Origin of the sequence: Paraburkholderia azotifigens, from assembly GCF_007995085.1 — a bacterium.
GTDB lineage: Bacteria > Pseudomonadota > Gammaproteobacteria > Burkholderiales > Burkholderiaceae > Paraburkholderia > Paraburkholderia azotifigens.
The window spans coordinates 3,273,474-3,296,730 of the sequence record NZ_VOQS01000001.1; the positions used below are offsets into that span (position 1 = coordinate 3,273,474).

General features: G+C 64.1%; 19 protein-coding genes, 1 tRNA gene, 1 pseudogene and 1 riboswitch. Of the genes and pseudogenes, 8 read left to right on the forward strand and 13 right to left on the reverse strand.

Annotated features, from left to right (window positions below; translation table 11 throughout):
- Window positions 1–20 precede the first annotated feature (20 nt).
- Both FRZ40_RS14690 and FRZ40_RS14695 read left to right on the forward strand, forming a co-directional pair.
- Window positions 21–725 carry a DapH/DapD/GlmU-related protein gene (locus FRZ40_RS14690; protein ID WP_147234498.1) on the forward strand — a complete coding sequence of 235 codons (705 nt, stop codon included), beginning with the start codon at window positions 21–23 and terminating at the stop codon, window positions 723–725.
- Window positions 726–980: 255 nt separating this feature from the next.
- Window positions 981–2,723: an FAD-dependent oxidoreductase gene (locus tag FRZ40_RS14695; RefSeq protein WP_028371939.1), complete on the forward strand. Its 1,743-nt coding sequence runs from the start codon at window positions 981–983 to the stop codon at window positions 2,721–2,723.
- A 155-nt stretch (window positions 2,724–2,878) separates the two neighbouring features.
- Here the strand turns inward: FRZ40_RS14695 and FRZ40_RS14700 are convergent, their stop codons facing one another.
- The gene (locus tag FRZ40_RS14700) at window positions 2,879–4,156 is read right to left on the reverse strand and encodes a glycosyltransferase (RefSeq protein WP_205019771.1); all 1,278 of its coding nucleotides are present in this window, start codon (window positions 4,154–4,156) and stop codon (window positions 2,879–2,881) included.
- A gap of 96 nt (window positions 4,157–4,252) precedes the next feature.
- Entirely contained in the window at window positions 4,253–5,755 is a 1,503-nt protein-coding gene (locus FRZ40_RS14705; RefSeq protein ID WP_147234499.1) for an O-antigen ligase family protein, read from the reverse strand.
- A gap of 397 nt (window positions 5,756–6,152) precedes the next feature.
- On the opposite strand from FRZ40_RS14705, the gene FRZ40_RS14710 reads away from it, so the two are divergent.
- Entirely contained in the window at window positions 6,153–7,298 is a 1,146-nt protein-coding gene (locus FRZ40_RS14710; protein WP_147234500.1) for an acyltransferase family protein, read from the forward strand.
- 87 nt (window positions 7,299–7,385) lie between these two features.
- On the forward strand, window positions 7,386–8,675 hold the full coding sequence (locus FRZ40_RS14715) for an acyltransferase family protein (protein WP_147234501.1): 1,290 nt from the start codon (window positions 7,386–7,388) through the stop codon (window positions 8,673–8,675).
- 40 nt (window positions 8,676–8,715) lie between these two features.
- On the opposite strand, the gene FRZ40_RS14720 is transcribed toward FRZ40_RS14715, so the two are convergent.
- On the reverse strand, window positions 8,716–9,975 hold the full coding sequence (locus tag FRZ40_RS14720) for a glycosyltransferase (protein WP_147234502.1): 1,260 nt from the start codon (window positions 9,973–9,975) through the stop codon (window positions 8,716–8,718).
- 264 nt (window positions 9,976–10,239) lie between these two features.
- Here FRZ40_RS14720 and FRZ40_RS14725 point away from each other — a divergent pair, with 264 nt between their 5' ends.
- Together FRZ40_RS14725 and FRZ40_RS14730 are read left to right on the forward strand one after the other, a co-directional pair.
- Window positions 10,240–11,487, forward strand: coding sequence for an oligosaccharide flippase family protein (locus FRZ40_RS14725; protein WP_147234503.1), 1,248 nt, complete (start codon window positions 10,240–10,242; stop codon window positions 11,485–11,487).
- A complete protein-coding gene (locus FRZ40_RS14730) occupies window positions 11,487–12,554 on the forward strand; it encodes a glycosyltransferase (RefSeq protein ID WP_028371945.1) in 1,068 nt (355 codons plus the stop codon). Before FRZ40_RS14725 ends, FRZ40_RS14730 begins: the two co-directional genes overlap by 1 nt.
- Window positions 12,555–12,623: 69 nt before the next feature.
- On the opposite strand, the gene FRZ40_RS14735 is transcribed toward FRZ40_RS14730, so the two are convergent.
- The 10 genes and pseudogenes from FRZ40_RS14735 to ydfG form a co-directional block, all read right to left on the reverse strand.
- Entirely contained in the window at window positions 12,624–13,784 is a 1,161-nt protein-coding gene (locus FRZ40_RS14735) for a glycosyltransferase (RefSeq protein ID WP_147234504.1), read from the reverse strand.
- Between the two features lie 531 nt (window positions 13,785–14,315).
- Window positions 14,316–14,391: transfer RNA gene (locus FRZ40_RS14740), tRNA-Lys, on the reverse strand.
- A 211-nt stretch (window positions 14,392–14,602) separates the two neighbouring features.
- On the reverse strand, window positions 14,603–15,352 hold the full coding sequence (gene ybgF / locus FRZ40_RS14745) for a tol-pal system protein YbgF (RefSeq protein ID WP_147234505.1): 750 nt from the start codon (window positions 15,350–15,352) through the stop codon (window positions 14,603–14,605).
- 15 nt (window positions 15,353–15,367) lie between these two features.
- Window positions 15,368–15,877: a peptidoglycan-associated lipoprotein Pal gene (gene pal / locus FRZ40_RS14750; RefSeq protein WP_028371948.1), complete on the reverse strand. Its 510-nt coding sequence runs from the start codon at window positions 15,875–15,877 to the stop codon at window positions 15,368–15,370.
- 19 nt (window positions 15,878–15,896) lie between these two features.
- Window positions 15,897–17,188: pseudogene (gene tolB / locus FRZ40_RS14755) on the reverse strand (Tol-Pal system beta propeller repeat protein TolB).
- A gap of 116 nt (window positions 17,189–17,304) precedes the next feature.
- Window positions 17,305–18,357, reverse strand: a complete 1,053-nt coding sequence (gene tolA, locus FRZ40_RS14760) for a cell envelope integrity protein TolA (RefSeq protein ID WP_147234506.1) — start codon at window positions 18,355–18,357, stop codon at window positions 17,305–17,307.
- Window positions 18,354–18,800 (reverse strand): protein TolR, encoded by a 447-nt coding sequence (gene tolR / locus FRZ40_RS14765; RefSeq protein WP_028371951.1) that lies wholly within the window; start codon window positions 18,798–18,800, stop codon window positions 18,354–18,356. The genes tolA and tolR overlap by 4 nt, the downstream gene beginning before the upstream one ends.
- A 10-nt stretch (window positions 18,801–18,810) precedes the next feature.
- Window positions 18,811–19,488 (reverse strand): protein TolQ, encoded by a 678-nt coding sequence (gene tolQ, locus FRZ40_RS14770; protein WP_012401829.1) that lies wholly within the window; start codon window positions 19,486–19,488, stop codon window positions 18,811–18,813.
- A 168-nt stretch (window positions 19,489–19,656) separates the two neighbouring features.
- Window positions 19,657–20,136, reverse strand: coding sequence for a tol-pal system-associated acyl-CoA thioesterase (gene ybgC, locus FRZ40_RS14775; protein ID WP_028371952.1), 480 nt, complete (start codon window positions 20,134–20,136; stop codon window positions 19,657–19,659).
- A gap of 123 nt (window positions 20,137–20,259) precedes the next feature.
- Window positions 20,260–21,006 (reverse strand): bifunctional NADP-dependent 3-hydroxy acid dehydrogenase/3-hydroxypropionate dehydrogenase YdfG, encoded by a 747-nt coding sequence (gene ydfG, locus FRZ40_RS14780; protein WP_028371953.1) that lies wholly within the window; start codon window positions 21,004–21,006, stop codon window positions 20,260–20,262.
- Window positions 21,007–21,208: 202 nt separating this feature from the next.
- Window positions 21,209–21,323: riboswitch (ZMP/ZTP riboswitch) on the forward strand.
- A gap of 184 nt (window positions 21,324–21,507) precedes the next feature.
- Between ydfG and glyA the strand changes: the two genes are divergently transcribed.
- A complete protein-coding gene (gene glyA, locus FRZ40_RS14790; protein ID WP_147234507.1) occupies window positions 21,508–22,755 on the forward strand; it encodes a serine hydroxymethyltransferase in 1,248 nt (415 codons plus the stop codon).
- A gap of 6 nt (window positions 22,756–22,761) precedes the next feature.
- Complete coding sequence (gene nrdR / locus FRZ40_RS14795) at window positions 22,762–23,253, forward strand: transcriptional regulator NrdR (protein WP_147234508.1); 492 nt, start codon at window positions 22,762–22,764, stop codon at window positions 23,251–23,253.
- The last annotated feature ends 4 nt before the right edge of the window (window positions 23,254–23,257 follow it).

Here is a 23,257-nt window from a genome sequence, read left to right on the forward strand (position 1 = left end):
TCCATCGACTGGAGAAAACTATGGATAACACGTTCGGTCCGACCCTCGGTCGGGCAGCGGACGGCCAGGACGCGCGGATGAAAGACCAGCATGCCGCGCGTGCAACCGAGGCCGCTGCGCCACCCGACTCGCCGCTCTCGGGTACGGCGCCGCCGCCGGGCCGCGTGATCGATCTGAGCCTCGCGGGCAAGGGCAATTACGTCGCGTCGCGCGGCTTTCTCACCGAGCTGATCTGGTTCTTCATCGAAGCGTGTGTGATTAACAACAGGCTGCTGCCCGTGTCGTCGGTGCGCGTTGCGTTGCTGAGGCTGTTCGGCGCGAAGATCGGCGCGAACTGCCGCTTCGTGCATCCCGTGCGCGTGAAGGCGCCGTGGAACCTGACGGTCGGCGACAACTGCTGGTTCGGCGTCGACGTGTGGATCTACAACCAGGCGCCCATTCGCATCGGCTCGAATGTCTGCATATCGCAAGGCAGCTTTCTGAGCGCGGGTTCGCATGAGATGCGAACAAACATGGATCTGCGCGTGGCGCCCATCGTCATCGAGGACGGCGCGTGGATCTCGTCGAAGTGCGTCGTGCAGATGGGCGTGACGATCGGGCGTTCGGCCGTCGTGACGCCGCTGTCCGTCGTGCACCGCTCGCTCGAGGCGGAAGGCGTGTATGGCGGCAATCCTTGCCGCTTCATCCGCAAGCGTTTCGACGCGGATGTGGCCCGCCCCTCATAACGTTCACGGGATGCATGGTTCTGTCTGCCGGAAGCGCGAAGTTGGCGGATACGCTGCCTTACGCAGAGCCATCATCTTACGTAAGCACTGGCTGGCGCGGGAATGCAGTATGCGTGCGCAGGCGCCCCGCTCGTGCAGACCCACAGGGCGTTGCCGCATGACGAGCCTGTTTCGCATGCGCGGCGGGGGGCCAGAACGGACGTTGCTTCACGCGGCCGTACAAGGTACGAACAGAACACAAGCTGGGAGCAGGGGATGTTGATCGATACCCGCAGTGTCGAACAGGGCGTCGCTGTGTCGACGACGGTATGCATCATCGGGGCAGGCGTCGCGGGTATCACGCTCGCGATGGAACTCGACCGCGCGGGCATCGATTGCTGCCTGCTCGAAAGCGGCGGCTACAAGGCCGACGACGAAACGCGCGATCTCTATCGCGGCGAGAACGTCGGCATCCCGTATACCTTCGCTGACGGCTGCAGGAGCCGCTATCTCGGCGGCAGCAGCAATTGCTGGGGCGGCTGGTGCCGGCCCCTCGACCCGTGGGACTTCGACAAGAAGGACTGGGTCGCGCACAGCGGCTGGCCGTTCGGCCTTGAAGAACTCGCTCCGTACTATCTGCGCACGCATGCGCTGCTCAAGCTCGGCCCGCACAATTTCGATCCCGCGTGGTGGGAACAGCAGATCAACCGGCACGACGTGCGCCGCTATCCGCTGAGTTCGGGCAACGTGCGCGATACCGTTTCGCAGTTCAGCCCGCCTGTGCGTTTCGGCAAGGTGTATCGCGAGGTATTGCGGCGCTCGGACCGCGTGCGGGTGTTCCTGTACGCGAACGTCGTGAACATCGACACCGACGCGCAGGCGACGGAAGTCACGGGCGTCGATGTCGCGACGCTCACGGGCAAGCGCTTTCGCGTGAATGCGAAAGTCTTCGTGCTCGCCACAGGCGGCATCGAAAACGCGCGGCTGCTGCTGGCCTCGAACAAGGTGCAGGCGGCGGGTCTGGGCAACGGCAACGATCTGGTGGGCCGCTTCTTCATGGACCATCCGCGCCTGATGACGGGCACGGTGAAGTTCTCGAAGCAATGGGCGCGCAACAAGCTGTACGACATCAAGTACCACTATCAGAACCCGGTGGTCGCGGCGCACGGCACGCATATCTCGTCGCAGTTCGCGCTCACGCACGACGTCATCAGGCGCGAGAAGCTGCTCAATTCGCGCGTCTGGTTCTTCTCGCGCTTCTTCGGCGAAGGCAGTGCGGGGTCGGAAGCGCTGATCCGCTGCCGCGAGGCGCTGCATCGCAAGGAACAGCCGGGACGGCGCGCGCGCGACGACTACCTGACGATGGCCGCGCATCCCGTCGATACCGTTGGCTTCGGTCTGACGCGTCTGCTGCAATTGCGCGCGCTGATTTCGGACGTGAAGCTGCAGGCGATCGTCGAAGCGGAGCCGAACCGCGACAGCCGCGTGATGCTGTCGGATCGCAAGGACAGTCTCGGCCTGCCGCGCGTGAAAGTGGACTGGCGGCTCACGGAACTCGTGCAGCGCACGTTCGACCGCACGTTCCAGCTGCTCGCGGAAGAACTGAAAATGATGGGCGTCGCCGAAGTCGAACTCGACGAACCGCTCGCGGGCCGCGCGTCATGGCCGGCCAAGCTCGAAGGCACGTGGCATCACATGGGCACGACGCGGATGCACGATTCGCCGCGCGAGGGTGTCGTCGATCGCGACTGCAAGATGCATGGCGTGAGCAATCTGTATGTCGCGGGCAGTTCGGTGTTCCCGACCGTCGGCGCGAACTTCCCGACGATCACGATCTCGGCGCTCGCGTTGCGGCTGGGGGAGCATCTCGCGCAGCGGCTCGGCAAGCCGGATACGGCGACCATCCTGCCCATCGGCGAGGCGGCGGGCATGCGCTACGGCGGCTCGAGCGCGGAGCTGGGCAAGCTGCCGATCGCGGCGCAGTCGCTGGTCAGGGCGGGGGGCAATGAGGCGATGTGAGACGGTTCGCTCGCGCATCGTGCGCCCGTAGAAATCAAAAAATCCCGCGCTATCGATCGCGGGATTTTTTATGGCGAGTGCGATTCACGCAGATACAAACAAATGGCCAGGATCGCATCGCGAGTCCTGGCCATCGGAATGACATCGCCGAGGGATCAACTCACCGAGGGTTCCCTCCGCGCCGGCGCCTTCGCCACCTTAGACACCATCGCGGCTGCGCCTGGCGAGTTCTGCGGCGTCTGCTGATCGCCGGCCCGCGCCGGGGCCGCACCCGTAGCCGTACCAGCCTGCGGCTGCAACAGCGCAGTCAACGAGTCCACCATGCTCGCAATCCCGAACCGCGCGTCGAACGTCCTGCGCGCCTGCTCGCGCATGTTCGCCTTCGCGGCGGCGTCAAGCGAATGCCAGTTCAGCAGATTGCGCTGCGTGCCGTTGACTGTGTCGCTCGATACAAAGCCCGCCTGATCGCTTTCCACTTCACGCCACACACCGACCTTCTCCGACAGCAGTACGGGCAGGCCGCACGCCAGCGCTTCGGCGACGGCCACGCCGAAATTCTCCTGATGCGAAGGCAGCGCGAACACATCGCTCGCGTAGAAGGCGCCCCATTTCAGGTCGCCCCGCAGCATGCCCGGCCACGTGAGCCGCTCTTCGATCCCGCACGAGCGTGCGAGCGCCTGCAACGGACGCTGCCAGCCCGTCGCATCGGGACCGGCGATCACGAGGTGCGCGTCCAGGTCGCGCTGCGCATGATCGGCGAATGCGTGAATCAGCAGATCGCAGCCTTTCTTCTCGTGAATGCGCCCGAGAAACAGCACGATCCGCTTGCCGCGCAGTTGGGGATACGCGCTCAGGAACGTCTCTCGCAGCGCGCGCGCATGCGGCGGCGGCGGGTTGGTGCCGAATGGCACGACGCGCTCGTTCGCCCGATACAGCCAGAACGATTGCCGCGCGAGCAGGCGCTCTTCTTCCGTCGTGAAGATCACGGCGGCCGCGTCGCGCAGCACGCGATACTCGGCCCACGGCCAGTACGCCCATTTCTTCAGATGCTTGAGCGGATAGGTGCGCTTGAAATACGGATCAAGCATGCCGTGCGTGTACACGTAGTACGGCACCTTCGCCGCGCGCAGCGCACGCCACGCGCCGAAGCCGTGGTATTGCCACAGACCGTGCACGATCACGGCATCGAAGCGCTGCGCTTCGCGGCTGAGCCACGGCACGTAGCCGGGCGTGAAGCCGTAGACGTTGCGGCCCGGGCCGAGCGCATGCACGGGCAGCGGGAAATCGCGCACGTGCGGCGCATCGGCGGCATCGAGCGACGCGACCTCGATCTCGTGGCCCAGCGACGCCATCGCGACGCCGCTTTGTCGTACACCTTCAGTTGGTCCGCCTGCCTGCGGGTCGACTGTCGAAAGTAGATGAAGAATTTTCATTGGCGGATAACACGGCGTAGTGCGAAAAGGACCGGCGCTGCCGGGCGATGAAGCGAGACCATCTGCGTGATGCGCGTCGTTTTCATCTCGGTACGTTCACGCGGACGCCGGCATGCCTCGTTGACGCAGATCGCGCGTGCGGCCTGCATCGTAGGGTTCGGAACCCGACGCATCCTGCAGCGTGCCGCGCGCCGAAGCCGCGGCGAACGGGGCAGGGCGCGGCGGCTGCGCAGGCGGCTGGGCGGGACCATGCCGGGCGACCGCGGCCGTCGCCGGCTGCGGCGCGACAGGCTCGACGCGCGAGCGTGCCTTCGAATCCAGTTGCCGATGCAGACGGCAATACGTGGCGACCGTGAGGCCGAGCGCCACGCCGAACACGAGTCCCGAGAAACGCGGGCCGAGCGGATTGCCGCCGATCGACGTAGCGGGCAGCGCGGCCAGCAGCAGGATCGCGCGGCCGAACACGGGCAACAGCGGCGCGCCGGGGTTTTTTCCGCGCCAGCGGCGGTACGCGGTCGCGCAGTGCCACAACGTCACCAGCACCGCGAGCGGCAGCCCGATGCCGAACAGCAGGCCGCCTGCGAACAGCTGATAGATCCAGAAGTTGTGGCCCGCCGCCCATTCGTGGATCGCGTAGAAGTCCTTTTCGCTGATCGTGCCGGCAAGATCGGGCAGATACTGCGGCGAATAGCGATAGTAGTGACCGTAGCCTTCGCCGAGCAGCAGCGATTGCGCCGAAGACGTGACCTGATCAACCTGATCCTTGATTTCGGCGAGGCGCGTGATCGTCGTCGGATCCTTGCCCGTCTGCGTGTTCTCCGCCACCGTGAAGCGCTGCATCCAGTGCTCGCTGACGGACGGCATGCTCCAGATGGCGGCTGCCGCCATCGCGCCGAGCACGACGCTCACGATGAACACGCGCAAGGCCGAGCGCAGCAGATAACGCAGCGACGGCGCGCTCATCCACGCCGCCATCAGGAACAGCAGCATCGTGCCGATCAGCAGGCTGCGCGTCACGCTCAGCAGCTCGACGAGCACCGTGCCGAGAAACACGGCGAGCATGAACGGCGAAAAGCGCCGCGCCAGCACGAATTCGTGCAGCAACACGCCCTGCAGCCCGAGCAGCGTCACGGAGACGATACGAAAGCGCACATCGGCGATACCGCCCATGCCGCCGCCCGTCGCGATGCCGAAGATGAAGGTGAAGACGAGACAGATCAGGTTCGCCCAGAACAGCGCCTTTTCGATCTGTCCGATGCGGTTTTCGTGCCAGGGATGGCAGGCCATTGCGTAGCCGAGGAGAAACAGCAGAAACGGCAACACCACCCGCAGATAGTTGCCGAAATCGTTGCCTTGCACGAGCTGCGAAATCAGGCTGCCCGGCACGCTGAGCATAAGGCAGAGCGTGACGAAGCGGCGCAGCGGCGAAGCCTGGCGAAAACGCGGCGCGATGAAGATCAGCGCGAGCGCGGCGGCGAGCGTCGGGGCGACGAGCAGTACCTGCGCGGCGTGCCCCGAGTCGGCGTCCGGTGCTTTGTAGTCGAGCGCGAGCGGGCACAAGCACATCCAGATCCACAACGTAGCGTACTTGTTGCGCATCGACGATTCTCCCCTTCCCGGTGCGGTGCGTTCATCGTGTCAGCGGCGCGCGCCACTGCTGAGTCTGAATATAAATGGATGGTCTGTCGCCAAGTCCGGGGCAGGCGTAATAGGCCTGGGTTCTGGCGGGGTCGCACGATGTGGGAAAAAGCCCGTAGTCAGACGGTTCGGCAGGGTAGGCCACCCTGTCCGACAAGGACGGCAACTTGGCGTACGAGTGCACGGTCAAGCAAGCAACATGGCTGAATAGCGTGCCAAAAAGCGCCACGCCGACGATGCCGCCCGCAGCGCGCAATCGATCGCGAACGGGCATCGAGGCAGGCACGACTTTGCAGTGCATCTCCGCATGGTGGCTCATAAACAAAGACCAGCAAACGACGTCGAAAGGGGAACGGGCATGAAGCTATTCGGCAGCGCGCAATCGATGACGCGGGGCAGGTCGGTCGAGCTCGACTTCGTCCGCGGCATCGCGATTCTCGCGGTGATGGGGTATCACTTCCATGTGAATCACACGGGCAGCGCGCTGATTTCGATCATTGAGTATCCGCTGAAGAACTTCGGCCGCGAAGGCGTGAACCTGTTCTTCACGCTGAGCGGCTTTCTCGTCGGCGGGCTGCTGCTGCGGCAATACGCGGAAACGGGTCACGTCGACGCGCGCCGCTTCATCGTGCGACGCATGTTCAAGATCTGGCCCGCGTATTACGTGCTGATCCTTTTTCATACGCTCGCCGGCCGCCATCCGCTCGATTCGTTCCTCTGGCAGAACCTGACGCATCTGCAGAACTACTTCGGCACGTCGATTTCGCAGACGTGGAGTCTCGCCGTCGAAGAGCATTTCTATCTGTTCCTGCCCGCCGTGCTGCTGCTGTTCGCGCGCTGGAAAATGCGCGCGGGTTCGATCATCGGCGTGCTGGGCGGCATCTGTGTGGTCGTGCTGATCGCGCGGTGCCTCGAAGTGGCGGGCGGCGACCTGCAGGCTGCGTTCTTCTATACGCAGTACCGGATCGACAGCCTGCTGTACGGCGTGATTCTCGCGGCGATCTACTGGATGAAGCCCGACGTGTATCAGGGCATCGCTAAGCGCACGGGCTGGCTGCTCGCCATCGTCGCCGTGCTGGTCGCGTGGCTGGTGCTTGCAACGAAGCACGAACCGCTCGACGAAAGCATCGGCTACACGATTCAGGCGATCGGATTCTGCGCGTTCATCGTGTTGATGCTCGAGCACTCGGGCAAGGTGCGCGATTCACTGGCTTATCGCGCGATCGCCTGGCTCGGCGTGTACTCGTACGGCATCTACCTGTGGCACTCGCTTGCGCTTGCGCCCGGCGACATCGTGATCCGCAAGACGACGGCGCTCGGCCTGCCGCCTGCGGCGATCTGGTTCGTCGCGCTGGCTGCGCAGTCCGCTGTCGCGATCATTGCGGGCTACGTGATGACGCGCGCGGTCGAATACCCGTTCCTGCGTCTGCGCAATGCGCTGTTCCCGGCAAAGCGCAATGCATCGGTGCGCGAGGAAATGCCCGTCGGCGGGCAGCTTTCCTGATTCGAACCTATTCCATGCTGCACAGTGCTGCACGCATCGCGTGCGCGCGGGCGGGCGAACCTCCGGGCCCGCAAGGGGAGAACTTGCGTGAGCTCCACAGGAACGCTTACATGGCTTGAGCGCATCGGTAGCCGCTGCGTGCGGCGCGTGGGCGCAAACGCGCCGGACGCCTCGATCGCGCAACGGGCGGAGCGTGACACCGCACGCGTCGCCGCGCTCGATGCGGGCCGTGCGCTCGCGATCGTCGGCGTGATTCTCGTGCATCTCGCGCTCTTCATGCCCGCGCTGCCCGCGTGGCTCCAGGCTTTCGCGGACATGGGGCAGTACGGCGTGCAACTGTTCTTCGTGATCAGCGCCGTGACGATCATGCTGACGCTCGAAGCGGAAACAAGGCGCTTCGGCGACGATCGCTCGCTGATCGCGCGGCGCTTCTACGTCAAACGCTTCTTCCGCATCGCGCCGCTGTATTACGTCGCGATTGCCGTGTATTCGCTCGGCAATGTTCTCGCCGCCCATTTCCACACGCAGGTCACGGCGCAGCACAGCATGGCCGACGTGCTCGCGAACATCGTCTTCATTCACGCGTGGGTGCCGAGCGCGGTGAATACGGTAGTGCCCGGCGGCTGGTCGATCGGCGTGGAGATGTGCTTCTATCTGTTCGCGCCGCTCATCTTCGTCGCAACGCGCACGCGCGGCGGTTTGTGGCGCACGTCGCTAATGCTCATGCTGCTCAGCGCCGTTCTGCTGTCGACAGGCGCCTGTGCCGACGACGTCTGCATCGTCGAGAACAATTCCTTCCTCTACTACTGGCCGCCGACGCAATTGCCGTGCTTCGTCGTGGGCTTCCTGTTCGCGCGCTACGGCAAGCGGCTGCTGCTGCGCGACGGCGTGAAGCTGTCGAGATTCGGCACCGTGTGTGCGCTGGCTGCGTGCGCCGGGCTGCTCGTGCTGCTGTACGCGACGGGCTCCGGATTCGGCCTCGCGCACTGGCTCGCGCCGACGGTCGCCGCATGCGCGGCCGCTGCGTTGTTGCTGCTGCTCGCGCAATTGCCGCGCCGCTATCCGGGCGCGCGGATCGTCGCCGCGTTCGGGCAGAACAGCTATGGGCTGTATATCTGGAGCTTTGTCGTGATCCTGATCGTGCGCGTCGCGTTGAAAACGCCGCTCGATGCGCTCGATCACCATGCGCCCGTGCTGGGCTTCGTGGCCGCCGCGCTGTTCGCGTGCTGCGCGAGCTACGCGGCCGCGCGCATTAGCGCGACACGCATCGAGCGGCCTTGCGCGCAGTGGGCGCGGCAAGTGCTGCTGCCGCGCGTCGCGCGTGCGAAGAGGATCGAGCGGGTGGGCGGTGAAGCGAGTGGCGAAACGCCGGAATGACGCTGCAATGACGGCCGTACGTGCGTCGTGACGACAGACATCAGACGCGCGTTTCGATTGCAGCCGTGATTGCCTGGCGGAGCGTTTCCTTGAATTGACCGAGCGTGTTGCGCGCGAGCAGATGATCGAGCGGACGCTGATGCGTTTCACCGCGCCGCCATTGTCCGGCGACTTCTTCGATCGCACGCGTGATCGACGCCGCCGACAGATCGTCGAGACACGGACCGAGCTGGCCGCCACGGCAGAACCAGCCGATCAGCCCGTCGCTCGTGGCGACGACGGGCTTGTCGAAGCGGTACGCCTGCACCAGCACTCCGCTCATCCCATAGTGGCCCTTGTAGCCGAGCCAGACGACATCGCACGCGGAGAACAGGTCGCGCTCCATCTCGTTCGAAATGAAGCGGTCGAGTATCACGGGCGCGGGCTTGAGAATCGGAATGAAGGCGCGCATGAAGCCGCGGATCTCGGGATCCTGTTCGCCCGCGAGCAGCAGCGTCGGCGCGTCCTGCATTCCCGCGAGCGCTTCGGCCAGCTCGCAGATGCCCTTGCGCTCGCTGATCGAGCCGTAGACGAGCAGGTAGCGGCCCGCAGGATCGAGATCGAGACGCTCGCGCGCGACGAAGGGATCTTCGGTCTTCGCATCGGGAAACGGATCGGCGACGTATTGGACAGAGGCTCCGTGCTTCGGCTTCGCGCGGCCGATCCAGTCGGGCAGCGTCGGATCGATCGACAGCAGCGTGCGCAGTCCTTTCGTATGCACGGCGCGGCGGAACAGCAGCGCCTTCAGCGTATTGACGAGCGGCCGCCCCGGCGTGCGCACGCCGACCTTGCGATGATGGAAGGTGGCGCGCATCGTGATCGCGATCCACGGCGCGCGCCCAAACGGCGTGCCGAGCAGCGGCAGCGCATGAAAGAAGTAATCGACATACGGTACGACGACGAGGCGCACGCGTTCGGCGTGTTTGACGGAGTCGTAGGCGAGCTTGAAGTAGGCGTGAAAGCGCGCGTAGCTGATGCGCTTGAGTCCGCGGCTTTGACGCTCGCTTTCCGTATCGACGAAGGCAATTTGCAGATCCTCGCGCCGCGCGGCCATGATTTCGCGCGCGAGCCGATGGTCCTCGTTCGAGTTCTCGGTCACGACGAGACACGGATAGCCCGCTTCGATGCAGGTCTGCGCGATCCATTCGACATAACGCCACCGATGCCCGGTGAAATTCGGCTCGATGATGACGACGTAGCCGAGCCTCGCGGCATCGGCGATGGGTACTTCGACGGGCACAAGATGGGTTGCACGTTCCATAGCGATCGTAGGGAGCAGCCTTGCGTCCACCTTAGCATCTGGCCTTCGGCGCGAGCCGACAATTTCGCCATTTCTTTGGCGACAACAGACAGCCGCCACGGTGCCGTTGCCGAATCTGACTGACTGATGGCGTCCGTGTGCGGATGCGGCGGGGTAACTTGAGGGACGGTGTGCATGAGCCGGCGGATGGGCTGTGTCTGCCACGGGAGCAGCGTTCGAGCGCCCGCTCCGATCGACAGCCTTGTATGAGACAGGAGAAGAAGATTGCGGACGATGAGGCTACCGGCGTTCTCGTTCAGGGCAGGCCTGGGTTCGAGTGCAGCGACATGGGTGCTGTTGCAGCAGGTGTTGATGCGCGGGCTCGTGGCCATCAAGTTCCTTGCGATCGGCCGCATTCTCGGGCCGGAGGCGATCGGCAGCGTGAGCGTCGCGCTGCTCGCTGTCGCGATTGCAGAGTCTCTGTCGGACACGGGCTTGTCGCAGGCGGTGATCCAGGGGCAGGCGTCGCCGACGCGTGACGAACTGGGCGCCGTCTGGACCACGCTCGCCACACGCGGCCTGATGATCGGCGCCGCGCTCGTCGCGATTGCGCCGTTGATGAACAGCCAGTTCCATCTGGGCGGCGCGTTGCTGCTGTTGCAGCTTGCGGCGCTGTTGCCGCTGCTGCGCGGCATCGCGTCACCCGCCTATTACGTCGTGCAGCGCGAGCGGCGCTTCCAGCATGTCGCGCTCGTCGAGATATCGGCGGCGTTCCTCGACTGCTGTTGCGGGCTCGCGCTGGCGCTGGCGGGCGCGGGCGCCTATTCGGTGCTGATCGGGATGATCGTCGGCGAATCGCTGAAGACGGCGCTCACATGGATCACGATGAACCCGCGTCCGCCCATCCGCTTGCGCTGGTCGGGCATCGGTCATTACATCGGTTTCAGCCGCTGGATCTGGGCGGGCAGCGTCGTCAATCTGGTCCTCAACCAGTTCGACAAGGTCGTGGTCGGCAAGCTGCTTGGGCCCGCGCAACTCGGTGCGTACCAGATGTCGTCGCGGCTCGCGCAGATGCTGCTCGCCGATGCCGCGATCGCGATGTCGCAGTATCTGTTTCCAACCTTTGCCGCGCGTCATCGCGCCGATCCTCATGCGGCCGCGCGGCTCTTCAAGCGCTATATCGGCGTGATCGCGCTCGGGCTGGTGGTCGTCGTGATCGTGCTGCGGCTGGCGGCGCAGCCGCTGTTCGCGCTGGTTCTCGGACCGGCCTGGCTGCCCGCCGTGCCGCTCTTCAAGATCTTCGTGATCAACATGGCGATCGGCGCGCTGATCGCGGTGCTGGTGTCGTATCTGCGGGCTGTCGGCGACGCGAAGGCGACCACGCAGGCTTCCGTCATCCAGGTGCTCGTGCTGCTCGCCTGCGTGCCGCCCGCGACGCATTACTGGGGCGTGACGGGCATCGCGTGGGCGATGACGGTCGGTCTCAGTTCGGCGGCTGCATGGATGACGTACCGGACCGCGAGGGTCATGTGATGCGGATACTTCATCTCGTGCTGGAGCCGCGTCTGTCGGGTGCGGAAGTGCTGGCGAAGGATCTCGCGATCCATCAGCAGCGCGAAGGCAGCGTGGTCGGCGTGACGGCGCTGCTGCCCGAGCGCCCCGACTTCGCGGCGCTTACGCGCGAGCTGGAAAACCACGGCGTCGAATGCGTGTTTCCCGTGAAGCGTTCCAATCTGCCCGGCAAGCTGATTCATCTGGCCGGGGTGCTGCGGCGCTTCAGGCCCGACGTGCTGTTCGCGCACGCGACGATTCCTGCGTTCTATGCGCGCGCGTTGCCGACCAGTGTGCCCGTGATCTACGTGATGCATTCCGCCGTCAACGATTTCGAGCGCAAGCTGTTTCGCAATGTCGAGCGCCTGCTGTCGTCGCGGGCGCGCGCGGTGATCGGCGTGTCGCCCGCGAACGTGCGCGACTACAACGACTGCGTCGGCTCGCATCCCCTCGTGACGTTGATTCCGAATGGCGTCGACACGTCGCGTTTCACATTCGACGACCATCCGCGCTCCGGCGATGCGCCGCCGCAGATCGTGCAGATCGGCCGCTATACGTCGGTGAAGAACCAGTTGCAGACGGTGCACGCGTTTCGCGAAGTCGCGGCGCAGGTGCAGGAGGTGCGCCTGCAGCTGTACGGCGTGGTCGAAGATCCGGCCTACCTTGCGGCCATCGAAGATCTGGTGAAGAAGCTCGGTCTCGAAGATCGCGTGAGCGTCGATGGTCCGCATTCGGACGTGAGCGGCGTGCTGCGCGCATCGAACGTGTTCGCGATGCCGTCGCGCTCGGAAGGGCACAGCATCGCGTTTCTGGAGGCGCTGGCCTCGGGGATTCCCGTCGTCGCGAGCACGATTACGCCGTTCCAGTTCGCGAAGGCGCTGCCCGGCGTGCAGCTCGTCGATACCGACGATACGTCCGCGTATGCCGCGGCGCTGCTCCACGCGCTTGCGCAGCCGAAGGTGCCGAGGTCGCTTGCGGGTTTGACGCTGCAGGATACGGCGCAGCGCTATCTGGCCGTGGCGCAGCAGGTGATCGGCGCGCGGGCTTGAACGCGTTGCGCGCGATGAAGCGGCGCAAGCGGTGACACTTGAGGTGACACTTCAGGTGAGACGCGCCCGTCAGGCCTTCAGCGACGCCCGCACGATCTCCGCCAGCTTTCTGCCGAGCGTCGGCGAATTCAGCTGCTGATACTTCGAATGGGCCGCGGCGGCCGCTGCGCGCATCGTGTCGGGCGGCACCGTCCAGACGCGGCGCAGCGTGTCCGCGAGCGCGTCGACGCCGCCTTCGCGCGGATAGAAAAAGCCCGTGCTGCCGTCCTCGACATAGCCTGGCTCGGGGCCCATGTGCCGCCGCATTTCGTCGGGCACGAGGGGCGGCAGGCTCAGTCCGAACATATGCACGACGCTCAGGCCCGCTGCGCCCGGATAGCAGCCGATGCGGCACTGCCGGCTGATCGCCGCGATGCGGCTTTCGTCGAACACGGGACCGTACCAGACGACGTAGTCGCAATCGCCGTAGAGCCGCTTGAGCTGCGCGCCGTGCTTGCCACCCCCGACCAGATGCAACGTGACCTGACGATCCTCGCTGCGCAGTCGGCCGACGGCTTCGATCAGCGCATCGACGTTCGAGTCGTCGCGCAGCCGTCCAAGGAACAGGATGCCCGTTTCCTTGCCGGTTTTATCGGCGGGATCGACGGTATGTTCGACGGTCAGCGAGTTATCGGCCACGATCAGTTTCCCGGAAGGACAACCGACGCGTTCCAGCGAGCGCCTGGATGCGTCGGTGTAGCAGATGTACTGCGTCGACAGCGCGACGGCGACCCGATAGCACAGCCCGCGGATCAGGCCGACGTCTTCTTCGTGCCGGCAGAGGCCCTGTCCGTGAATCAGGACGGGAATACGCATCGCGCGGCCGGCCATCAGCGCGAGCCAGAGCGACAGATAGCGGATATCGGCGAACATCAGCACGGCAGCAGGGCGCTCGCGCAGGATGCGCCCGACCACTTCCCGCTGCATGTTGATGCCCGGCGAAAACACCTGGCTGATCTGGGTCTCGACGAATTCCGCGCACGCGGGTTTCTCGCGCGAAAATCCATTCGATTCGATACCCGCGGAACTGGCGAAGAGCTTGACGGCAAAGAGCCGGTTCAGTGACTCGATGACCTCCATCCGGTAATGGGCGATCAACGGCTGCACGTAGAAAACGGTCCGCTTGTTATCGACCGTCGTGCTTTTGCCCAGCGACGCAGTACTCCACTCGGTAAGCAGTTTGTCGGTCACCGGCTCGACCCTTTTCAGGTTGGAGAAACGCTGTTGATTGAAGGTCGCTTGAATTATGCAGTAGACAATTCCCTTACGTCGTTTTATTGGCAGAAATTGACTACGGCGAAGGGTTTATTGTCGGGAAAATACTATTTTTTCTGAAAGGCGAATGGGATATGGCTGGCGGAATGCGTGAAGCTTCATCCGATGCCTCCGCCTGGTGCACGCCAGGTAATGGTTTGACAAACTATTCGCCGTGTTCGCTATTATGTTGGCCGTCATGCGACATTTGCGCCCAAAGCGCATTATTTGAGAATCTCACTGCAATTTAATCGTGTTTTTTAAAAACACCGCCCGGGGTTTTTTCAATTGAACACAGCCAGTAATTCTGGCGTCGCGTTAATGAAATGAATGCGCATGGGTAATGTTTTCGCAAACCGCGATGGCGCTTTGCGGGAGCGACGGTGAACAGTCGGTGCGTGGAATGCGTGTGAAAAACGCGGCACAAAATGAAAAGGGCCCGGCTTGCGCCGGGCCCTTCGAATCTTTTGGTAGGCCGTACGGGATTCGAACCTGTGACCAACGGATTAAAAGTCCGCTGCTCTACCAGCTGAGCTAACGACCCAAAAGAGAAGCGAAATTATATCGGCAATCCACCTGGCTGTCAATAAACCGGCCAGCAATCAGCGCGTGCGCTCCCCCAAAAAGAAAAGCCCGGAACGGTGAAGTTCCGGGCTTTCCGGCGAGAGGCGCGCGTATCGGTTCTTGAAGCGTCGACACTGCGCGTTTTACTGCATCACAACAAACGGGCACCTGCACGAAGCGGGCGCCACGAATCATTTGATCTGCGAAAGCTTGCTTTGTGCCGACTGCGCGACATCCGAGCCGCCGTACTGCGCGACGATCTGTTCGAGCGTCTTCTTGGCGGCCGCCTTCTGGCCCTGTTCGAGCTGGTTGTTCGCGATGGCCAGCAGCGCCTCCGGCGCGCGCGGATGCTGCGGATACTTCTGCACGACGCCTTGCCATACCGACGTCGAGCCCTTGTAGTCGCGCAGCGCATACAGCGCGTTGCCGAGCCAGTATTGCGCAGTAGGCTGATACGGGCTTTGCGGGTACTTCGCGATGAAGCTGCGGAACGACGCCGCCGCGTTCTTGAAGTCCCCGCTGCGGAACTGCTGCGAAGCCGCGTTGAACGCCTCCGTTTCGCCTGGCTGCACGGTGCCGTCGACGCCATCGACCGTCTGTTGCCGCGGCTCGAACTTCTTCAGACGACCGTCGAGGTCGGTGTAGTAGTCCTTCTGCTGCTTTTGCAACGTCGCGACCTGATTGGTGAGGTCCTCGTTCTGACCGCGCAGCGTTGCGACCTGCTGGTTCAGCTGGTCGAGACGGTTCTGCTGGTCGAGGATCGTGCGTTGAGCCGCCGACAGCTGGCTCGACAGACTATCAGTCTTGGTGCGCAGATCGAGGATCGCCTGGCGAGCCTGATCGTCGTCGAACATGCCGGCGTGAGCGGGCAGGGCCATCACGGCCGTCCCCGCGACGCAGGCGGCTGCGGCCATGCGCAGCCAGAAGAAACGGTGCGTCATACGGCTTGTCACCTATTACTGTTGATAGACGAGGTCCGCGCGGCGGTTTTGCGCCCAGGACGCTTCATCATGACCCGTTGCCTGCGGCTTTTCCTTGCCGAGGCTCACGGCTTCCATTTCCGAATCGGGCACGCCCAGCAGCGACATCGAACGGCGGACGGCTTCGGCACGCTTCTGGCCGAGTGCCAGGTTGTACTCGCTCGTGCCGCGCTCGTCGGTGTTGCCCTGGATCAGGACGTGACGTTGCGGGTGGCTCTTCAGGTACTGAGCGTGTTGTTGCAGAAGCGGCTGGTAATCGTCCTTGACCGAATAGCTGTCGAAGTCGAAATAGATGCTGCGCTTTGCCAGCGGGCTGTTCGGATCGTTCAACGGATCGACGTTAACCGTGGCGACATCGTTCGGGTTCGGTTGCGCACCCGTTGCGCCACCCTTGCCGGCGTTTTCGTCGAGCTTCACGCCCGAATGGCATGCAGCCAGCGTGCCGACCATTGCCACGGCAAACGCGATACGAAGTTTGGACATCATGCTTCACTCTCCTTGTGTGTTATTGCATAAACGGGCCCCAGGAAGGCTCGCGTACGCTGCCCCCTGAACGGACAGGACCTGCCGCGTCCGACCGTCGGTCGATACTGCGGCCAACACGCCACGGCCGTTCACCTGAGTGGCGTAAAGAATGTACTGACCATTCGCCGCGAAGCTCGGCGATTCGTCATGTGTTGTATCGGTGAGCGCCGTCGCGACGCCCGACTGCAGATCCTGGATATACAGCTTGAAGCCCCCGCCCGTACGCGAGATGTATGCGAGCTGCTTGCCGTCCGGGCTCACGCGCGGACTCGTATTGTAGTTGCCCGTGAACGTCACGCGTTGCGCGCCGCCCGATGCCTCGCCGTTGGCGGACATCTTGTAGACCTGCGGCTGGCCGCCGCGGTCGCTCGTGAAGTAGATCGACTGGCCGTCCGGCGAGTACGACGGCTCGGTGTCGATCGAGCTGCCTTGCGTCAGGCGGCGCAGGCCGCTGCCGTCGGCGTTGACGGCGAAAATCTGCGTGTTGCCCGTGCGCGACAGCGCGACAGCGAGCGTGCGGCCGTCAGGCGACCATGCGGGCGCGCTGTTGTTGCCCTTCTGGTCGGACACGACGACGCGGCGGCCCGTCGGCAGATCGTGGATGTAGACGATCGGCTTCTTCTTTTCGAACGAAACGTACGCGACCTTCGTGCCGTCCGGCGACCACGCCGGCGAGATGATCGGTTCGGGGCTGGAGAGGGCGATGTGCGCGTCCTGGCCGTCGGAATCCGAAATCTGCAGCTGATAGCGGTTGCCCGTCTTGATTACGTATGACAGACGCGTCGCGAACACGCCGCGGCCGCCCATCAGCTTCGCGTAGATGTAGTCGGCCACCTTGTGCGCGCTCATGCGCAGGCCGCTTTCCGGGCTGACCAGTTCGAGGCCGCCGAGGCTTTGCTGGTTGACGGTGTCGTACAGCTTGAAGCGCACCTGATACTGGCCGTTCGGCAGCTTCGTGACGCTGCCGGCGACGAACGCGTTGGCGCCTTTCGCCTTCCATGCGCCCAGATCGACGGAATCGCCTTCCGAAACGGGCGCGCTGCCGGCGTCGATGTTGGTGAATTTACCGCTGCGCTGAAGATCCTGGCGGACGATCGTGCTGATCTGCTGGGGAGAATTTGCCTCGTTGGCAAAATTTGCCGTGGCAATCGGGAACTGGGTCGAACCGACGCCCGTCACGAGCACGTTGAGTTGTGCATGGGCGGCACCGCCCGCGGCGATCAGACACGACGCTACGAGCGCTCGCAGGCCTAGCTTGGTCATCAAACTCATTGTTTATAGATTCCCCAAAAAACGAATTTCTAACACTCCACAACTGCAAACAGACCGGCTTGAGCAGAAATCGTTCCCGCTTCGCACGCAGGACCGTGCGAAGCGGAAACGACGTGTCAGGCGGCTGGACGCAGCGTGATCTTGAAGCTTTCAGGCGTCTTGCCGTTGACGTCCTGCGGCATCGGGTCTGAACGCTGGACCGCGCGCAGAGCGGCGGCATCCCACGCGTCGTTGCCGCTGCTGCGCGTAACCGTCGCGCTCAGCAGGGTGCCCGTCGGCGAGCAACGCACGGACACGACGGTCTCGAGCCCCGACGTATCGCCCGACCAGACGATGTTCGGTTGCACGCGGCGCTTGACCTTATCCGCGTAGCCCGGCGACGTTGCCGTGCCGCCAGAACCAGTGCCCGTGCCGCTCTTCGCAAGACCGTTGCCCGTCGAGCCTTCGCCGCCCGCCATGCCCTGCAGTGCGGCGAGACGCTTGTTACGTTCGGCGTCGAGCTTCTTCGCGGCCTCGGCCTGCGCTTGAGCCTGAGCTTTGGCCTTCGCGGCCTTCGCCGCGTCCGCCTTGGCCTGCGCTTCGGCTTGCGCCTGCTTCGCTTGCGCCTGCTTCGCTTCCTGTTCCTTCTTCTGCTGCTCTTCCTGCTGCTTCTTCAACTGCTCCTGCTTCTGCTGGGCGAGTTGCTGCTGCTTGAGCTTTTCAGCCTGCTGTTGCTGTTGCTGTTGTTGCTGCTTGAGCTTCGCGGCGGCGGCTGCCGCAGCCTGGTCGGCCGCGAGCTGCTGCTGGCGCTTTGCTTCGGCTTCCTGCTGGGCCTGCAGCTTTTGCTGGCGCTGCTGCTCGGCGAGTTCGGCCTGACGCTGCGCTTCCTGCTGCTGCTTGCGCTTTTTCTCTTGCAGCGCGATGTCGGCTTGTTCGTCGTTGACCTGCGGCGCCGGTTTGACGGGCGCGGGTGCGGGCGGCGGCGGAACGGGCCGCGGCGTCGACGTGTCGGGCACCTCGGTCCACAGTTCGGCTTCGGCACCAGCCGGCGTGCTGTTCTGCCAGTGGATGCCGTGATACAGGAAGAACCCGAGCAGCACGTGCATCAGCACGGCGAGCGCAATGGCGCGGCCTGTACCGCGCTCGCGCGGCGGCTGAAGCGGGTAGACGTTTTTCTCTCGGCGGATCATTGCGATTTGACGAGCAATCCAACGCGCTTGACGCCGCGAGCCTTCAGGTCGGACATCACGTTCATCACGACTTCATATTTGACCGTCTTGTCGGCGGCGATCACGACAGGCTGGTCGGGATGCGAGGCTTCGCGGTCGGTGACGAAGCTGCGCAGGTCGGCCTGCGTCATCGTCTCCTGCTGCGTCGCGCCTGCATCGTCCTTGTACTTGACGTTCATGTTGCCGTCGGCCTTGATGTTGACGACCACGGGCGGTGTCTGCTGCTGCGGCGCGGCGCCGCCGACTGTCGGCAGATTCACGATGGACGGCGCCACGAGCGGGGCCGTCACCATGAAAATCACGAGCAGCACGAGCATCACGTCGATGTACGGCACGACGTTGATGTCGGCCATCGCGCGGCGCGAGCGGCTGCCGCGCATGCTGGAACGAACTGAACCGGCCATCGTGGACTCCTTAATGGGCCTGACGCTGCAGGATGTTCGAGAACTCTTCGATGAAGGTTTCGAAGCGGATCGCGAGGCGATCGATGTCGTGCGCGTAGCGGTTGTAGGCAACCACGGCGGGGATGGCGGCGAACAGACCGATGGCCGTTGCCGTCAGCGCTTCGGCGATGCCGGGCGCGACGTTCGCGAGCGTGGCCTGCTGGACGTTCGCGAGGCCGCGGAATGCATTCATGATCCCCCACACCGTGCCGAACAGACCGATATACGGGCTGACCGAACCGACGGAAGCGAGGAACGCGAGGTTCGCCTCGAGCACATCCATTTCGCGCTGGAACGCGGCGCGCATCGCGCGGCGTGCGCCGTCGAGAATCGCGCCCGGATCGTTGATCCGCTTTTCCTTGCCCTTCAGAAATTCACGCATGCCCGACTCGAAAATGCGTTCGAGCGCGCCAATCGTATGGCGGTTGTTCGCGGCGCTCTGATACAGCGCCTGCAGGTCGCCGCCCGACCAGAAATCGCGTTCGAAACGTTCAGTCTGCGCCCGCGCGCGGCGAATCGCAAACCACTTGCGGAAGATGAAAGTCCACGACATCAGCGACAGCAGCAACAGCAGCGCCATCACTGCCTGCGCCAGCAGGCTCGCATTGAGAACGAGGGAAATGATCGAAAGATCTTGTGTAGTGTTCATAGAGGTTCGATGTAACGTCCCGGGTGGGGCGTCCGGCTGCAAGGTGTGTCGAAGCGTTCGGTTGGCATTCAGTCGGCAAACCGGAAGCTTCGGCGGGGCCTTCGCCGAACCATGCTTGGTCTTGTTGTGACCGTTACGAGTTCACTGTCCAGCCAATAACGGCGTTTATTAAGCCGCCGTTGACATGCTGGCGCCTGTTGAGTCCGGTCCGCGCCGCAACGCGACGTGAACCGGCGGAGGAATGGCTGCCGGCTTCATCGATTTCGAATCGACGCAACCGACGCGGATCGTGCCGGTCGCCAGCAGCGTGTCGCCGCGCCAGGCTTCCTGGGCGAAATCCACCGACGCGCGGCCGAGCTTCCCGATCCGGCTGACGATGCGCAGCATGTCGTCGAGACGGGCGGGCGCGAGATAGTCGAGGGCAGTGCTGCGCACGACGAATAGCGCTCCCGATTCTTCCGCGAGCTTGCGTTGATCGACGCCGCACGCGCGCAGCCATTCGGTGCGCGCGCGCTCGAAAAATTTCAGGTAGTTCGCGTAAAACACGATGCCGCCGGCGTCGGTGTCTTCGTAATACACGCGAATCGGCCACATAAAGCCGCCGATTTCCGCGTCGGACTGACTGTCAGACATATTCATGGCGCGCATTTTACCGGAACGCAAAAGGGCGCCGCATTTTTGGGCACCGATGTGCCGGAATGTGTTTTACCTGCGCGACAGGCGCTGCGTCGACGCCGCGGCAAGCGGCCCGGCGCAGCGGTTTCGCCGCCTCTAGCCGCGATGAATGTTCAGACCCGCGAACGACTGTGCGACGGGCATCAGTTCGATCGTATTGATGTTGACGTGCGCGGGGCGCGTCGCGATCCAGTAGATCGAATCAGCGATGTCTTCCGCCGTGAGCGGCTGGACGTTCTGATAGACGTTGGCCGCCTTCTCGTCGTCGCCGCGGAAACGCACGTTCGAAAATTCGGTGCCGCCGCACAGTCCCGGCTCGATGTCCGTTACGCGGATGGGCGTGCCGTGCAGGTCCGCGCGCAGATTCAGGCTGAACTGGCGCACGAACGCCTTGGTCGCGCCATACACGTTGCCGCCCGGATACGGCCAGGTGGCCGCGACCGAGCCCAGATTGAACACGTGACCGCGATTGCGTTCGACCATGCCCGGCAGGAACGCGTGCGTGACCTGCACGAGACCCGTGCAGTTGGTCTCGATCATCGTGGTCCAGTCGTCGAGCACGGCGCGCTGTGCAGGCTCCAGCCCGAGCGCGAGGCCGGCGTTGTTGACGAGCACGTCGACGGCGGCGAAGTCGGCGGGCAGTGCGGCGGGTGCGGCTTCGACGGCGGCGCGGTCGCGCACGTCGAGCTCGAACGGCAGCAGGTTGTCGCCGAGTTCGTCGGCGAGCGCCTGCAGACGGTCCTTGCGGCGCGCAGTGGCGACGACGCGGTGGCCGCCCTTGACGAAAGCCCGGGCGATAGCGGCGCCGAAACCTGCGGACGCCCCGGTGACGAACACGATCATTGCTGTTCCCTGGTCGGTGAAGAAAGGCCACAAGCCTACTTCCAATGGGACGATGCGGCAAGAATGACCCCGCCGCGCGAAGGCGCGTTCGGGCAGGCCGTCGGGCGGCCGCGGCAACGGTACGGCGGGGTTGCGCGCGGCATGCGCGGGGCGCTGGCCCGGCTGGTTGCCTATTCGACCCGGTTCCAATAAACTAACGCGCTCACCCCTGCGTGACTGGCGATAGAACCCAATGCTGTCAAGCGTGACGGGTTCAAGGTGGAGCGTCCCACCGTGAAGCGCAGGGTGCCGTTTTGCCGTTCGCCTGGGCAGCCATGTTTCGTGCGCGCCGTCGTTTGCGCTGCCGGTGGTTGTCCTGACTCGCGTGTGCGGCACCTCCTTCATACGCCACGTCAAGGCTCCCACCATCAGCAGCGGCCAGCAGTGCTGCGTACCCACTACGCTCCCGGCACACGACCTGCGCACGATCCGGTCAACCTGAACACACTTAACGGAACCAGCATGTTTGACAGAGCCCAAAGCACCATCGCCAACGTCGATCCGGAAATCTGGAACGCCATCCAGGACGAAAACCGCCGTCAGGAAGAGCACATCGAACTGATCGCGTCGGAAAACTACACGAGCCCGGCCGTAATGGCCGCGCAGGGCTCGCAGCTCACCAACAAGTACGCCGAAGGCTACCCGGGCAAGCGCTACTACGGCGGTTGCGAATACGTCGACGTCGTCGAGCAGCTCGCCATCGACCGCGTGAAGCAGCTGTTCGGCGCCGAAGCCGCTAACGTCCAGCCGAACTCGGGCTCGCAGGCCAACCAGGGCGTGTTCTTCGCGATGCTCAAGCCGGGCGACACGATCATGGGCATGAGCCTCGCGCACGGCGGCCATCTGACGCACGGCTCGCCCGTCAACATGTCGGGCAAGTGGTTCAACGTGGTCAGCTACGGCCTGAACGAAGCCGAAGACATCGACTATGACGCGGCTGAAAAGCTGGCCCAGGAACACAAGCCGAAGATCATCGTCGCGGGCGCATCGGCGTTCGCGCTGCGCATCGACTTCGAACGTCTGTCGAAGATCGCGAAGTCGGTCGGCGCGTATCTGATGGTCGACATGGCGCACTACGCGGGCCTGATCGCCGCGGGCGTCTACCCGAACCCGGTGCCGTTCGCCGACTTCGTCACCACGACGACGCACAAGAGCCTGCGCGGCCCGCGCGGCGGCGTGATCCTGATGAAGGCCGAATTCGAGAAGCAGATCAACTCGGCGATCTTCCCGGGCATCCAAGGTGGTCCGCTGATGCACGTGATCGCGGGCAAGGCTGTCGCGTTCAAGGAAGCGCTGGCGCCGGAATTCAAGGAATACCAGCAGCGCGTGGTCGACAATGCACGCGTGCTGGCTGAGACGCTCGTGAAGCGCGGTCTGCGCATCGTTTCGGGCCGTACGGAAAGCCACGTGATGCTGGTGGACCTGCGTGCCAAGAAGATCACGGGCAAGGCAGCGGAAGCGGCGCTCGGCGCGGCGCACATCACCGTGAACAAGAACGCGATTCCGAATGATCCGGAAAAGCCGTTCGTGACGAGCGGCGTCCGTCTGGGCTCGCCCGCAATGACGACGCGCGGCTTCGGCACGAAGGAAGCCGAGCAGGTCGGCAACCTGATCGCCGACGTGCTCGACAACCCGGAAGACACGGCCACGATCGAACGCGTGCGCGCGCAGGTCGCCGAGTTGACGCAGCGTTTCCCGGTCTACCGTTAAGCTGCCATGCGCTGCCCCTTCTGCCGGCATGACGACACGCAGGTGGTCGACTCGCGTGTGTCGGAAGACGGCGCCGCGATCCGGCGCCGCCGGCGCTGCCCGGCCTGCGACAAGCGTTTCACGACGTACGAGCGGGTCGAGCTGGCGTTGCCCTCGGTCGTGAAGAAGGACGGCAGCCGCACGGAATTCGATCGCCGCAAGATCGTCGCGAGCATGCAACTGGCGCTGCGCAAGCGTCCGGTTGCTGCCGACGCAGTCGACGCCGCCGCGTCGCGCATCGAGTATCAGCTGCTCGGCAGCGGCGAACGCGAAGTGCGCAGCGAACGTCTTGGCGAACTCGTCATGACCGAGCTGCGTGCGCTCGACACCATTGCGTACGTGCGCTTCGCTTCCGTGTACCGGCGTTTCGAAGACGTCTCCGAATTCGAAGACGTCATCGAAGAGTTTCGCCGGATGAACGCTCCGGCTGCGCCCGTGAAGCCTTCCCGCAAACGCTGATTTC

Excerpts from the sequence above, each read along its gene's own strand:
- ybgF (WP_147234505.1), bottom strand. The coding sequence starts at position 15,352 with ATGACGCACCGTTTCTTCTGGCTGCGCATGGCCGCAGCCGCCTGCGTC.
- tolR (WP_028371951.1), bottom strand. The coding sequence starts at position 18,800 with ATGGCCGGTTCAGTTCGTTCCAGCATGCGCGGCAGCCGCTCGCGCCGC.
- pal (WP_028371948.1), bottom strand. The coding sequence starts at position 15,877 with ATGATGTCCAAACTTCGTATCGCGTTTGCCGTGGCAATGGTCGGCACG.
- FRZ40_RS14705 (WP_147234499.1), bottom strand. The coding sequence starts at position 5,755 with ATGCGCAACAAGTACGCTACGTTGTGGATCTGGATGTGCTTGTGCCCG.
- FRZ40_RS14710 (WP_147234500.1), top strand. The coding sequence starts at position 6,153 with ATGAAGCTATTCGGCAGCGCGCAATCGATGACGCGGGGCAGGTCGGTC.
- FRZ40_RS14695 (WP_028371939.1), top strand. The coding sequence starts at position 981 with ATGTTGATCGATACCCGCAGTGTCGAACAGGGCGTCGCTGTGTCGACG.
- ybgC (WP_028371952.1), bottom strand. The coding sequence starts at position 20,136 with ATGCGCGCCATGAATATGTCTGACAGTCAGTCCGACGCGGAAATCGGC.
- glyA (WP_147234507.1), top strand. The coding sequence starts at position 21,508 with ATGTTTGACAGAGCCCAAAGCACCATCGCCAACGTCGATCCGGAAATC.
- ydfG (WP_028371953.1), bottom strand. The coding sequence starts at position 21,006 with ATGATCGTGTTCGTCACCGGGGCGTCCGCAGGTTTCGGCGCCGCTATC.
- FRZ40_RS14730 (WP_028371945.1), top strand. The coding sequence starts at position 11,487 with ATGCGGATACTTCATCTCGTGCTGGAGCCGCGTCTGTCGGGTGCGGAA.
- tolQ (WP_012401829.1), bottom strand. The coding sequence starts at position 19,488 with ATGAACACTACACAAGATCTTTCGATCATTTCCCTCGTTCTCAATGCG.
- FRZ40_RS14700 (WP_205019771.1), bottom strand. The coding sequence starts at position 4,156 with ATGAAAATTCTTCATCTACTTTCGACAGTCGACCCGCAGGCAGGCGGA.
- FRZ40_RS14690 (WP_147234498.1), top strand. The coding sequence starts at position 21 with ATGGATAACACGTTCGGTCCGACCCTCGGTCGGGCAGCGGACGGCCAG.
- tolA (WP_147234506.1), bottom strand. The coding sequence starts at position 18,357 with ATGATCCGCCGAGAGAAAAACGTCTACCCGCTTCAGCCGCCGCGCGAG.
- FRZ40_RS14720 (WP_147234502.1), bottom strand. The coding sequence starts at position 9,975 with ATGGAACGTGCAACCCATCTTGTGCCCGTCGAAGTACCCATCGCCGAT.
- nrdR (WP_147234508.1), top strand. The coding sequence starts at position 22,762 with ATGCGCTGCCCCTTCTGCCGGCATGACGACACGCAGGTGGTCGACTCG.